This is a genomic window from Carboxylicivirga fragile (assembly GCF_050589805.1).
Taxonomy (GTDB): Bacteria; Bacteroidota; Bacteroidia; order Bacteroidales; family Marinilabiliaceae; genus Carboxylicivirga; species Carboxylicivirga fragile.
The window spans coordinates 1-14,138 of record NZ_JBNGOY010000059.1 but is presented as its reverse complement, the minus strand read 5'-3'; the positions used below and the strand labels follow the sequence as shown (position 1 = coordinate 14,138).

Sequence of the window (14,138 nt, the reverse complement as noted above, 5' to 3'; positions counted from 1 at the left end):
CTGCATTTATTTGATGGATTCAAATTCAAGATAATCGGTAATGCCTAAAATAGGTTCGGTAACAACTTTACTGCCTTGCTCCAAACCTTGGATATAAACAGTTTCGTTATTGAAAAATACTTTTTCAATGGTTTTTTTAACAAGTTTATTATCCACTAAGATATTGACATGGTTATCGTTGAAGATAGCGTCGCGAGGAATACCAATAACATTATTTATTTCAGCGCCTTCTATTTCGGCTGATAAATACATGCCATCGTACAGAGGGTGTTGTGTATTACTAGGTATCGAAATGTAGACACTAAGTGATTGGGTGGCGGAGTTCATCACATCGGCCAGCCTATCAACCGTGCCAGTCCAGAAATTTTCGCCCTGTTTATTTTTAATGGTCACATTCATTCCTGCTTTAATGATGTTAATGTTTTCAGAAGCAACAGGAACTTCTAATTCAAATAAGTCGGTTCGTGTAAAAGTACCAAGGCGGGTTCCCATGTTTACTACGGAACCTACTTGCATGCTTACTTCTTTAAGTGTGCCATTAAAAGGTGCTATTATATTGTGCTTCTCTAATCGGGCCTCATTACCCTTTATTGAGTAGTAATCGTTTAATACGTTTCGAGCTGCCAGAAATATACGTTCCTTTGAGTTTTTTATCTCAGGTAAGTCAGGAAGGTTTTTATCTGATTCAACTTTTTCAAAGAATTTTAACCAGCGGTCGTAGGATTCGGGATAATCAATTTTTACATCGGCTAAACTAGCCGCAAGATTTTGCATAAAACGACTTCGTTGTGCTCTGAGTTGGAATAAGAATTCTTCATTCTCAACACGCGCAATTACTTCACCCTTTTGGTACGAAGTACCTGCCTTGAATAACTTATTAGCATTAGCCAAACGACCTGAAACTTCACTGCTAATGGTTATTTCGTTGAATGCAACTACTCTTCCAGATGATTCGATTGTACCAGGTAAAGTTTTAAATTCAACTGGTTTAGTGTGTACCATCCTAACTGCTTTTTGCGGTAAAGCAACACGAGGCGGTTTCTTCAAACTTTTAAAAAACGAGAATAGGAGGTAGCCACCAATAACTATTGCTACGATGGTTAAGAGGTTGAGTGCTCTTTTACGTGACATATTGTTTTGTATTTATTCTTTAATTGAGTGTTGCCAAAATTAGCCAAAACATTACGGTATAAAAGTATTTAGAACCAGAAAAATGTTAAGTGCCTGTTAAAAAACAATCAAAGCTAGAATTAGTTTGCCATTAAAGTGATTACTTTTGCTGGCAATGGAACAATTCTTTATGGCCCATAAGGGCGAACTCGCAGCCTTAGTAACGGCAGTATGCTGGACTTTTACATCTCTGGCATTTGAGTCAGCAGGAAAAAAAGTAGGATCAATGTCGGTAAACCTGATCCGACTTGTAATGGCAGTTTTCTTATTAGGAACATTATCATACATCCGCTTTGGTTACTTCTTTCCTGAGGGAGCTAGCTCTTATCAGTGGATTTGGTTATCTGTTAGTGGGTTAGTGGGATTCGTCATTGGCGATTTATTATTGTTTCAGGCCTTTGTGGTTATTGGTGCGCGTATTTCAATGCTGGTAATGGCTTTAGCGCCTCCTTTAGCAGCTTTATTTGGTTGGGTAATTTTAGGAGAGCAATTAAGTTTGGGTAATGTTGTGGGTATGGTGGTTACCATTATTGGTATCTCACTGGTTATACTTGGTAAGCCTACAAAAGGAAAAGGATTGCAGGTTAAATATTCTTTGAAAGGTGTTTTACTGGCATTTGGTGGAGCAACAGGACAAGGTTTGGGCCTAGTGTTGAGTAAGCTGGGAATGGGTGATTATGATCCTGTGTCAGCCACAATGATCCGTGTTATTGCTGGTGTTATTGGTTTTTCTGTTTTGTTTATTTTTACTGGCCATTGGCCAAAAGTAATGAAGGCATTGAGATATGGAGCAGCTATGCTTCGAATTTCCATTGGTGCCTTCTTTGGCCCTTTCATGGGAGTGTCATTCTCATTATTGGCAGTAAAGTACACAACAACTGGTGTGGCTTCTACCATTATGGCGATTGTACCTGTTTTAATTATACCACCAGCAGTTCTTATATTTAAGGAACGTGTTACCATGAAGGAACTTCTGGGGTCATTATTAGCTGTTGGTGGCGTGGTATTGTTATTTTGGTTATAAGTAATGTTTATTGGAAGTATTTATTATTTTTAAGCAAAGTATTTTTCATGCAAACAAAACCAATTAGCGATTATTTAATTCAGAAGGCTTCGGGAGAGACGGTTTATTTCGATTCAAATAAACTGATTGAGTCCTTGGTGCGATCAGGTGCAAATGAAGCGGTTGCGCAACAAATATTGCAGGCTGTTGGTGTTGAGTTGCACGATGGTATGTTAACCAGCAAAATTTATACTAAAGCATACGAGATTCTTCAACGTCACGAACGTAAGTCAGCGGTTAATTACCGACTCAAACAAGCTGTTCATCAATTGGGGCCTTCAGGTTATCCATTCGAACATTTTGTAAGTGAATTATTTAAAGCTCGTGGTTTTGATGTTGAGGTGGGTAAATTAATTAAAGGCTATAGTGTAACGCACGAGTTGGACGTAGTTGCGAAGAATAAGCATAAGGAGATTTATGTCGAGTGTAAATTTCATAATTATCAAGGCACAAAGTCAAATGTTAAAGTGCCAATGTATATTCGCTCACGTTTTGATGATTTAAAGCGAAGGTGGGCGATGGATCCTGAAAAAAAGAACAAGATAACCGAAGGGTGGATTGTGACCAATACGCGTTTCACAACGGATGCTGAGAAGTTTGGTCAGGATTATGGACTTAATTTATTAGCATGGGATTATCCCAAGAAATCGAGTTTGAAAGATTGGATCGAAATAGAAAACCTTCATCCAATCACTTGTTTATCATCCATTACACGCAAAGAGAAGAAGGCTATACTTGGTAAGGGAATAGTGATGTGTAATGATTTGTACAAGCAAGTATTGTCAAATGAAGATTTACCCATTAAGCCACGTAATTTAAGAGCCTGTAAGCGTGAGTTGCGCGATTTTATTGAGGATTAATGGTCAAGTTTTCATCCATGATGAGGTAATACCGATTACAAACCAAAACGATTGATAAAAAATCATTCTGTGCTTTTGTATCGGCATTAACCATTGTAATTAGCAAAATGCTTTATCAATCATTTTGGAATACAACTGGTATAAGAAATTGCGTCTCCAGGCTTAATGCCATTATTTAAACAAAAACCAGCATTTACTTCTACCACATATTGAGCTGGCACGTTTGAAAGTACAGGTAAGTCACTCATTGGTTCCGTATTATCACTAATGGAAACAATGTGAAAATTAGCATCCACATAAATAATATCAAGCGATAAAAATGTGTTACGCATCCAAAAACTACGCGGCTGTTCGTTCTCAAATGGAAATAACATGCCGTGATTGGTTTTTAAGCTATGTCGATACATCAAACCAAGATCACGTTTTCGTTCTGTTCCTGCTAATTCAAAATCAATTGTGGTTATTGTATCCGAAGTATTGTTCTTAATGAACGCTAACTCTCCGTGTTTAGTAAAAGGAATTTCTTTATCCTGACTTGATTTTTTAGTTTGACAAGCATTGAATGTCAAAAAAACAGCAGTAAGAAAGAGAAACGTAACTTTCATTTATCGCGATATTTAAATCAACTTAAGCATTACTTTGGATGCAACTAAAAGAGTTGCCGTCATGATTATAACAGAGAAAAACAATACTCGGGCATCATTACCAAAACTCTCTGCTAATCCGGCTTTTAACAAGCGTTTGTTATGGTGAGATATAACCACAAAACGTGGAATGACACGTAAATAGAGTTCGTAAACTAGGCGACCAAGTATTAGACCTAATAGTAAACCACCAAGAATATCACCAGGAAAGTGAACGCCCATATAGATACGGGAATAAGCATTGATACTTGCCCAAATGAATATTACCCAGGTGTAAGTTTTATTTCGGAAGAGTAGGGATGTAAACATAGCTAAGCCAAATGAATTGGTGGCATGTGAGGAAACAAAACCATAAAGTCCACCGCGTTTACCATTGATCAGATGAACCAGGTATTTTAGATCCTCATCGTGCGACGGTCTTAGCCGTTCAAAACCTTCTTTAAATACATTGGTTGAGATTTGATCGCAAAGTGTTATTAATAAACCAATGAAAATCATCGTTACAAAACCTTTCAAACCATGGTTTTTAAATATGACATATGCTATGGTTACATACAGGGGAACCCAAATTTCCTTGCTTGTAAAAAGCCAAAAAAAGTGATCCCAGAAATGATTAAAGAAACTATTTAAAAAAAGAAGAAGTTCCTTATCCAATGCGATAATTGCGTCCATAAAACCAAAGTTGAAAATAGAAAGTCGAAAATAACTTTTTTCTAAGAATAATTAAGCGAATTTTTTGATTCTATTTAATAATTAGTGAACATTTCTTTATGGTGGTGCAACTCATTATTTCGTTTTATGACTTTTAATGAATAAAGTATCGTGCTTAATGTAATTTTTGATTTGCCATATTTATAGTGGTTGAATATATTAGCTGTGTAAAAAGAAGTCATAAAAAAAGGTGATTAAGTTTATAAGCATTATTTTAGCACTCAATTCATCGACCTGAACCTAGAATGATAAAAAAATATCAAGCCTTATATATTGTTTTAATCCTATTGTTTAGTTGGATAACAGCATCCGCTCAGAAAGAAATTTCAGGCTGTGTTATTGATTCTAAGACAAAGGGTACAGTTCCGATGGTGAATGTGTATTTTAAAGGAACCACCATTGGAACCATGTCTGATTCACTTGGTTATTTCCGTTTAAAGTCACAATCATATAAAGACACACTCGTGTTCTCGTCGATTGGCTACAACCAGAAGATGATTAAGGTTAGCAAGCTTAAGTCTCCTTGTGAGATTTTTTTACAGCCAGATCAGATAAATTTGAATGAAGTGTCGGTAAAGCCTGATGACTCCTGGGTAAGAGGAATTCTTAAACGAATGGTTAAGGCACGAGATGAGAATAACCCAAATAAACACGAGCGATCGATCTACGAGAAGTATTACAAGCGAGAATATCATCTTTCAAATGTTGATAGTGCATTGATGAATTCAGGTCCATTTAAAGATCATCAACATCTGTTTAAGACAAGTTACAATGGCAGTAAAACGCTACCTGTTTTTGTTTCGGAGCAAATTGTTAATAATGAATACCAGAAAAAACCGCTTAAATTAAAATCAACTGTAGTTGCCGATAATACTGCTGGTTTGGGGGTTTTAGGCGATTATGAAGTGGGCGGTTACACGGCAGGACTTAACATGCACTTTAACTTTTATACAAACTTTGTTAAGATTTTTGATGAGAATTTTGCGAGTCCGGCGGCATCAAATGGCTGGTTCTACTACCGTTATTACCTGGTTGATAGTGCCATGGTTGAAGATGTGAAACATTATAAAATTTTGTTTACTCCAAAGCGTAAGCATGACAAAGCCTTTAGGGGTCATATGGTAATTGAGAATGAACGTCACTCAATTGTTAGTGTTGAAGCGGCTCTTTCAAGTAAGAGTAATACAAACTTCCTTAAGGAAATGGATATATCACTGAGTTATGGATTGGTGCAGGGAGGAGAGCCGTTTTTTAACGAACAGAATGTGATTGCCAAATTTGATTATTTACCATTTGAGTTACCTGGTCAGGAAAGGCGAATGGAATTAGAGGTGAATCAATATACGTCCTTCTCGAATGTAGATGTGAAATCGACAGAGGCTATTCAGCTTAGCACAAGAAGTATCAGTTATGAATCAATAAAACTGCCTGATTATAAATATCAGGATTCAACGTATTGGAATAAGGCACGTCATTTGCCCTTGAATGAGATGGAAAAAACAATGATTGCTTCCATTGATTCGGTGAATGATATTCCGGTTATAAAAATTATGGATAATACCGCTCGAATGATGATGACAGGGTATTATGATGTGGGTAAGTTTGAGCTTGGACCTTACATGAACTTTGTGCAATTCAATAAGATTGAGGGCGTTCGTATATATGCTGGGGGGCGCACAAGTAAAGAGATTAGTAAACGCTGGATGATGTGGGGTGGTGTTGGTTATGGCCTGCGAACAGAAAAAATATCAGGAACACTAGGTGGGGGGTATAAATTAAATACCATTAAACGTAATGTGTTTAAGTTGTTTTATGATGACCGTTATATTCGAATGGGTGAGAATCGAAAGATTTTATACCTCTATGAAAATATGTTGACAACATCTGAAAATAATCTAATTTCGGCGTTTTTTGTAAGAGATACATTTGATGAATTACACCGCCAGAAAAATGTTAACCTCAGTTATGAGCATGAATGGCGATCAGGTGTTTCATCAACTCTCAATTTAAGTTATCGTCTTCAATTTTCGCCTGAGTTTTATCCCTTTATCTACCAAGGTCAGAAGGTAAAACATATTAATGCATTTGAAGCTGCGCTGGATTTTCGTTTTTCCTTCAAGGAGAAAATTGTTGACGATGAATTTATGCGTCTTTACCTAAATACCTCTTATCCTATTTTTCACTTTACACTAACTGGAGGAAGGGTTGAATACGCGAATGTTCAGGATTATTATACCAAGGCGCATGCAACGGTAAAGCACTCGATAAATTTGGGTCAAACGCGTTTTAAATATGCTCTTGAGGCAGGTGCTATATTTGGAAAGGTTCCCTTTTCATTGTTGGAAATACCTCGTGGCAACGAAACATATGGCTACTACCTTTATGATTTCAATATGTTGAATTACCTGGAGTTTGCGCACGATCGTTATTTACACGGCTATTTCGATTATCATTTAAATGGCTTTGTTTTTAATCGAGTACCATTACTTAGGGCGCTTGGTTTGCGCGAAGTGCTTTCTGCCAAAACAATGATTGGTAGCTTAAGTGATAAACAGTATGAGTCCATTGAACTACCTCCACATGTTTCAGCATTGCATGGGCCATATATTGAAGTAGGTGCTGGTCTTGAGAATATTTTTAGATTGATACGAATTGAAGGCGTTTGGCGAGTAGCGCCAGATTCTAAGGTGAATGCACCTCGATTTGGGATAAGGGCTAAACTATCCTTAAGCTTATAACATTATCCCCATTTATGGTTATTTTGATATTGGATGTGCAACCAATTCATTGATTTTTCGTAACATTGCGCTGATGACCCAAATGAAAAAGAATATAGCGTATTTATTATTGGCGATATACGGTATCGTATTTGCCCATAATATTATTCCACATCATCACCATTCCGATACTATGGCGATTGGGAGTCATGCTATGTATTCTGAGCATACAAATGTCGATCATCATTCTCATGATCACGATCATCATCATGATAGCAAAGAAGAAGAGTCGCATCAGACAGGTGCTTTAAGTTTTAGCAATCATCAGCACCCGCCGGTTGATCATCATGCCTGTCATTTTGAGGTACGTCCTGTGGTGAAGGATTCTAATCCTTTGGCAGCAAAGTACCTTACAAGCAATAAAATTGAATTACCTGTTCCGCTTGAGGAACCCCTGACCATAAATTATACTTATTATCCTCAAAAACTACTTGAGAGTTACAATTTCGCGGTTCCACTAAGGGCACCGCCCATATTTTCATGATTCTAAAAAAATATTTCGCCAACCGCACTTTTGACTATGGAGAGCCTATGGTTGGTATTTTTATTAATCAATTCAATCATTGAATCATGAAAAATCTATTTTTAGTTTTGGCTGTAATGGCACTTGTATTTTCATCTTGTGGAAACAAAGAAAAAAAACAGGATGAAGGAACACACACACACGAAGATGGTACGGTACACGAAGCACACGCTGCTGATGCTGCCAACCAAGAAGCCTTTGAAGTGAAGGATACAAGTGCATGTGCAAAATCTTGTGCTGAAAAATGCGCTAAGGAATGCTCAGAAAAAAAGGATACAACTAAATGTTGTCCTACTGAAGCCGAAGAAAAGCATGCTGAAGGTCACGACCACGACCATGGGGACGAAGGTCACTCACACGAGTAAACTTAAATCAGTACAATTTATTTGAGAATGGATGGAAGCACTATTGCTTCCATCATTCTTGCTTTTTCAATGATTGATTAAATACAAATGCAATGATACGATATATATCCGCTAGCGTTCTGTTAAGTGTTTTATTACTGACAGTTTCGTGTAGCTTATTTAATAAAGAAAAGGCGCAGGCTCATGCGCATGATGATTTCACCATTCCTTATACAGCATACGGTAATGGTGTAGAAGTTTTTGTTGATGCCCAACCTTTAGCTATAAACCATACATCACAGTTGGTAGTGCACTTTACCGATTTAAAAACATTTAAGCCATGTGACATAAAAGAGGTGGTAGCTGAACTGATTGTTGACGGATCAGGTTTACGACAAAGCGCTGTAAATGCTAATGAGACAGGGATATTTAAATTTTCCTTTAAACCGGATAAAAGTGGTATGGGGAGCTTGGTTTTTAAGTTCACTCACAACGGTGAAGCCAAAGCGATAAGAATTGATAACGTTGATGTATATCCTGATGCACATGAAGCCGTTCATTTAGCAGAGGCTAAGTTCCCTACTTCGGCCAGTGCTATTTCCTTCACCAAAGAGCAATCGTGGAAAGTTGAATTCGCAACTTCTTTACCAAGCAATGAACCATTCGGAAGTGTCATTAAAAGTGCTGCTAGTGTGCAAGCTTCACCTGCCGATCAAGTCTTGGTTTCTGCAAAAACAAGTGGCTTTGTTAGCTTCTCTCATGGTGTTATTAGTGCCGGGCAAGATTTAATTAAAGGACAGCAAGTTTTTACTGTCAGCAGTGATGGTATAACTGCTAATAATGCACAGGTACTATTGGAGAAAGCTAAGGTAGAAATGAATTTAGCTAAAAATGAATACGGTAGACATAAGCAGTTGGCTGATAAACAAATTGTATCCAACAAGGAGTTGATGGAACGAAAAGCCAGATACGAAACGGCTCAGACGGAATACCATAATATAAGAAAAGCAGTCAATGAAAATGGTGAGCACGTGGTAGCTCCCTTTAGTGCTTATGTGAATGAAGTTTTTGTTGAGAATGGGCAATATGTTGAGGCAGGAGAAGCTATTTATAGCCTTGTACGTAATCAGCGTATGGTATTAACTGCGATGATAAGTCAATCAAATATTCGTGATTTGCAAAACATCGTTGATGTAAATATTGAAGTTGGAGAGTCAATTCTAAATTTGAAGGATTTAAACGGAAAAGTATTATCAGTTGGAAAAACACTAAGTAGGAACAACTATTTACTTCCAGTGACAATTGAAGTTGATTTTGATACGATGCTGATGAGTGGTGGTTTTACGAATGTTTATATAAAAACAGCTGGTAAGAAGAGCCTTGTTATTCCCGAAACAGCATTGGCCGAGGAGCAAGGGAACTTTTTTGTGTATGTGCAATTAACACCTGAGTTGTTTGAAAAGCGTCAAGTTCATTTGGGTGCTTCAGATGGAGTGAATAGGGCATTAAAATCCGGACTTAACGCCAATGAGCGCATTGTGACCAAGGGGGCTATTCTTGTTAAGCTAGCTGCCGTTTCAAATTCAATTGATCCACATGCAGGGCATGTTCATTAAAATAGGAGGATGTCATGTTAAATAAAATCATACATTTCTCGCTGCACAATAAGTTATTTGTGTTGCTGGGAGCTATAATATTAATGCTTTGGGGGCTTTATACTGCCCGCAATATGGATGTGGATGTGTTTCCCGATTTAACTGCACCAACGGTTGTAGTTATGACTGATGCGCACGGAATGGCCACAGAAGAAGTGGAGCGTTTGGTTACTTTCCCGATTGAAACGGCTGTGAATGGTGCCACTGATGTGCGTCGCGTGCGTTCGGCAAGTTCACACGGGTTTTCGTTCGTGTGGGTCGAATTTGATTGGGGTACTGATGTGTTTAGGGCGCGTCAGATTGTGAGTGAAAAGCTGGTGACTTTAGCCGGGCAAATGCCTTTGGGTATTGCTCAACCGGTGTTGGCACCGCAGTCGAGTGTTATGGGAGAGGTCTTGTTTATCGGACTGCAATCGGACAGTACAGATATGATGGCCTTGCGCACAATTGCCGATTGGCAGGTTAAGCCTTTATTGTTAGCTACTGGTGGTGTTTCGCAGGTTACCATTATTGGGGGTGATTACAAACAGTATCAGGTATTGGCCGATCCCTATAAAATGATGCAATACAATGTGAGCCTCGATGAATTGGCTGAAGTTTGTAAAAGTATCAGCCAAAACAGTACCGGAGGTGTAGTTCGTCAATATGGAAATGAATATGTTGTAAGAGGAATGGCACGAACAGCTGATTTGGATGTGCTAGGCCGAACACTCGTGAAGCATAACAATGGCCTACCCATTTACCTCAATGATGTTGCCGATGTAATTGTTGGTTCGGCGGTTAAAATGGGACATGCCTCTCAAAATGCAAGTCCCTCGGTTATTATTTCCATTTCGAAGCAGCCCAATACTAATACACTGGAACTAACAGAGCGGATAGAGGCCAATTTAAATGATCTGGCCGAAACTTTACCAGCTGATGTAGTGCTTGATTCCAAGATATTCAGACAGGCGGATTTTATTGAGACCTCGGTAAAGAATGTACAACGAGCGCTAATTGAAGGCGGTATCTTTGTGGTAATTATTCTCTTTTTGTTTCTGGGTAGTTTTAGAACAACGGTAATTTCTTTAATTGCCATTCCCTTATCATTAATGGGAGCAATAATCACGCTCAAATATTTGAATTTAAATATTAACACAATGAGTTTGGGTGGTATGGCCATTGCCATTGGCTCATTGGTTGATGATGCCATTATTGATGTTGAGAATGTGTATAAACGCTTGCGACAAAATTATCTTAAGCCGAAGGAGGAAAGAGAATCAGCAGTTAATATTGTATTTGAAGCTTCTAAAGAAATTAGAGCTTCCATATTAAATGCAACACTCATAATAATTGTCGCATTTATTCCATTGTTCTTCTTATCTGGCATGGAAGGCCGTATGTTGAAGCCTTTGGGCATCGCCTATATAGTTGCTCTATTTATGTCGCTTATTGTGGCCATGACCATTACACCCTTATTGTGTCGCCTATTATTGTCGAATGATAAATATCTGAGCAAGAAACAAAAAGATAGTAAGTTGACAGCATGGATGCAGAATGCCTACAAACATTCCTTAAACTGGACTTTGAAACATAAAACGGGTGTTCTGTCCGTATCGTTCGTTCTTTTTATGACGTCAATGCTTGTAATGGCAACCATGGGTAGAAGTTTCTTACCTGAATTTAACGAAGGTGCTTTAACCATTTCGGCTGTAAGTAAACCTGGTGTCTCGCTCGAAGAAAGTAACATGTTGGGTAATCTGATGGAGCAGGAGTTATTATCCATTCCGGAAGTTATAAATACTGCTCGTCGAACAGGCAGGGGTGAGTTAGACGAGCATTCGCAAACAACCAATAGTGCCGAGATTGATGTAAATTTTACCCTTGCTGATCGCGATCAAGAAGTGTTTATGGCCGAGGTTAGGGAGAAGCTGGCCGGTGTTCCTGGTGTTGCAACCACGGTTGGTCAACCCTTGGGGCATCGCATCGATCACATGTTATCGGGTACCAGAGCTAATATTGCCATAAAAATATTTGGGCAGGATCTGAACGCATTATTTAGTTTGGCTAATCAAATGTCGGCCAATATTCAGGGCATCGAAGGATTAGTCGATGTGAATGTGGAGCAGCAGACTGAAATTCCTCAAATACAGATTAAGGCCGATCGTGATAAATTGGCCATGTATGGTATTAGTATGCGCCAGTTCAACGAATTTATAGATGTAGCTTTTGCTGGTGAGAAACTAGCTGATATTTATGAAGGTCAAAGAAGTTTCGATTTGATATTACGTTTTAACGAGGATTATACCAATCGGATTGAAGGGCTAAAAAGTGCTTTAATTGATACAGAAGATGGCAAAAAGGTTCCATTAGAACAGGTAGCTCACATAAGCTCGACTGCTGGGCCGGGATCGGTAAGTCGCGAGAATGTGCAACGTAAAATTGTGGTTTCAGCCAATGTTGCTGAACGTGATTTGCGCAGTGTGGTTGAGGATATTAAAGCGAATGTAAAAGCCAACCTTAATCTGCCGGAGGGTTATAGAGTAGAATACGGTGGACAGTTTGAGAGTGAAGCAAAAGCTTCGCAAACACTATTGCTGACTTCCATATTAGCCATTTGTGTGATCTTTCTATTGTTGTATCAAGAGTTCAAGAATACACAGTTAGCAGGTATCATCCTTTTGAATTTGCCATTGGCTTTAATAGGTGGCGTATTCGCCATTAAATTCACATCTGGTATCATTAGTATTCCTGCTATTATTGGCTTTATTACTTTGTTTGGTATTGCCACTCGTAATGGTATACTCTTGGTGTCCAATTACCAACAGTTAAAAGATTCGGATACCGACTTGTTGAGGATTATTAAGCATGGTTCCATTGATCGATTAAATCCAATATTGATGACGGCATTAACAGCCGCTTTGGCCTTAATACCATTGGCCTTAAATGGTGATGCACCAGGCAATGAGATTCAAAGCCCCATGGCCAAGGTAATATTGGGAGGCTTATTGAGTAGCACCTTGCTTAATATGTATGTGATTCCCATTGTTTATTATTTATTGAAAAGGAAAGATTATTCTCTTGAAAAGAAAGGAGTTGAATTATGATTAAGTATATAATAAGCCTTGTTTTTTTGATGTTAGGAATTGCTCAGGCGCAAACGCCATTAAGTGAGTTGTTGCAAAACATTGAGCAAAATAATCAGACCTTAAAAACCTTGCGTTTACAGATGGACACAGATATAATTGGTAATAAGGTAGGTTTGAATCCAAGTAATCCTGAGGTTCAATATATTCATCAATGGGGACAAAATTCGGATGTGGGGACAAAACAGGAACTGCAAATTACGCAGGCTTTTGATTTCCCGACGGCTTATATCTATCGCAATAAAATGTCGAAGACTTTAAATGATAAGTTAGAACGCGATTATATGGCAGCTTTTAATGTAGTGATGTTAGAGGCTTTGCAGCTGAGTTATCAAATCATCTATCAAAATGCTTTGCAAGCTGAATATCAAACGCGCTTTGAGCATGCCGAAAGTATCTCCTTAGCTTATCACGAGATGCTGGAGTTGGGCGATATTAATATATTGGAACGTAACAAGGCTGATTTAAACCTATTGAATGCACGCAATGAATTACGAGGTTTAAAGGCTGAAAAAACGGCTTTATTGGAACGCTTGCAGGCTTATAATGGTGGACACGCCCTAAGCATTGATATAATGCTGGTGACCATGGCTGAACTACCTGCCAACTTTGAAACGTGGTTCAATGACAATGTTGAGAAGATGCCACACATGATGAGTTTAGAAGAGCAGCTTCAGGCCAACAAGTATAAAGAACAACTGAATCGTGCTCTTTCTCTACCAAAATTATCAGGTGGATACAGCTCCGAGAAAGGGAAGGTGGAGCAATTCAAAGGGGTGAATGTGGGCTTAAGTATACCGCTTTGGGAAAACAAAAATACGGTTAAACAGGTTCAGCTAAATTCATTGGCTATGGAGAATAACATAGCTGACACACGTTTAAAAAGTTACCATAGTTTAAAAGCCTTGTACAATAAGGCGAGTGAGTTGAAGTTAATGGTCGACGATTATCGCTCGAGCATAGAAACGCTCAGTAATATTGATCTCTTAAAAATGGCTTTGAGCAGTGGTGAGATAACTATAATTGAATACATGGTGGAGATGGCTATATATTATCAGGCCATTGAAAGTTATATACAATTGCAAATGGATTATCAAACTACGGCTGCACGATTACATTATTTTGACATTTAGAAACAGAAAAAGAGGCTGTCTCAGAAGTGAATTTAAATCCAGATAACTTATAGATTAAAACTTAACCTTTATTTCTACCCCTCCAAACCTCCCCTAAAGTGGAGGCTTAAGTCCCCTTCAGGGGATTTAGGGG

At 38.3% G+C, this 14,138-nt stretch carries 11 protein-coding genes; 8 read left to right on the top strand and 3 right to left on the bottom strand.

From position 1 onward, the window contains the following. Nucleotides 1-6: 6 nt before the first annotated feature. Complete coding sequence (locus ACRD7B_RS19855; RefSeq protein WP_430826394.1) at nt 7-1,131, bottom strand: efflux RND transporter periplasmic adaptor subunit; 1,125 nt, start codon at nt 1,129-1,131, stop codon at nt 7-9. Between the two features lie 154 nt (nt 1,132-1,285). Here ACRD7B_RS19855 and ACRD7B_RS19850 point away from each other — a divergent pair, with 154 nt between their 5' ends. Next, complete coding sequence (locus tag ACRD7B_RS19850) at nt 1,286-2,194, top strand: DMT family transporter (RefSeq protein ID WP_430826393.1); 909 nt, start codon at nt 1,286-1,288, stop codon at nt 2,192-2,194. 47 nt (nt 2,195-2,241) lie between these two features. After that, nucleotides 2,242-3,093, top strand: a complete 852-nt coding sequence (locus ACRD7B_RS19845; protein WP_430826392.1) for a restriction endonuclease — start codon at nt 2,242-2,244, stop codon at nt 3,091-3,093. Nucleotides 3,094-3,212: 119 nt separating this feature from the next. Here the strand turns inward: ACRD7B_RS19845 and ACRD7B_RS19840 are convergent, their stop codons facing one another. Both ACRD7B_RS19840 and ACRD7B_RS19835 read right to left on the bottom strand, forming a co-directional pair. Then, nucleotides 3,213-3,698 carry a DUF192 domain-containing protein gene (locus ACRD7B_RS19840; protein WP_430826391.1) on the bottom strand — a complete coding sequence of 162 codons (486 nt, stop codon included), beginning with the start codon at nt 3,696-3,698 and terminating at the stop codon, nt 3,213-3,215. 12 nt (nt 3,699-3,710) lie between these two features. Further along, nucleotides 3,711-4,409, bottom strand: a complete 699-nt coding sequence (locus ACRD7B_RS19835) for a phosphatase PAP2 family protein (protein WP_430826390.1) — start codon at nt 4,407-4,409, stop codon at nt 3,711-3,713. A gap of 284 nt (nt 4,410-4,693) precedes the next feature. On the opposite strand from ACRD7B_RS19835, the gene ACRD7B_RS19830 reads away from it, so the two are divergent. The 6 genes from ACRD7B_RS19830 to ACRD7B_RS19805 all read left to right on the top strand — a co-directional run bounded on the left by ACRD7B_RS19830 (nt 4,694) and on the right by ACRD7B_RS19805 (nt 14,005). Continuing rightward, on the top strand, nt 4,694-7,186 hold the full coding sequence (locus ACRD7B_RS19830) for a DUF5686 and carboxypeptidase-like regulatory domain-containing protein (protein WP_430826389.1): 2,493 nt from the start codon (nt 4,694-4,696) through the stop codon (nt 7,184-7,186). A 73-nt stretch (nt 7,187-7,259) separates the two neighbouring features. Then, on the top strand, nt 7,260-7,709 hold the full coding sequence (locus ACRD7B_RS19825) for a DUF6769 family protein (RefSeq protein WP_430826388.1): 450 nt from the start codon (nt 7,260-7,262) through the stop codon (nt 7,707-7,709). 86 nt (nt 7,710-7,795) lie between these two features. Beyond that, complete coding sequence (locus ACRD7B_RS19820; protein WP_430826387.1) at nt 7,796-8,113, top strand: hypothetical protein; 318 nt, start codon at nt 7,796-7,798, stop codon at nt 8,111-8,113. Between the two features lie 92 nt (nt 8,114-8,205). Further along, complete coding sequence (locus ACRD7B_RS19815; RefSeq protein WP_430826386.1) at nt 8,206-9,708, top strand: efflux RND transporter periplasmic adaptor subunit; 1,503 nt, start codon at nt 8,206-8,208, stop codon at nt 9,706-9,708. A gap of 14 nt (nt 9,709-9,722) precedes the next feature. After that, complete coding sequence (locus tag ACRD7B_RS19810) at nt 9,723-12,833, top strand: efflux RND transporter permease subunit (protein WP_430826385.1); 3,111 nt, start codon at nt 9,723-9,725, stop codon at nt 12,831-12,833. Beyond that, nucleotides 12,830-14,005, top strand: coding sequence for a TolC family protein (locus ACRD7B_RS19805; protein ID WP_430826384.1), 1,176 nt, complete (start codon nt 12,830-12,832; stop codon nt 14,003-14,005). Before ACRD7B_RS19810 ends, ACRD7B_RS19805 begins: the two co-directional genes overlap by 4 nt. The last annotated feature ends 133 nt before the right edge of the window (nt 14,006-14,138 follow it).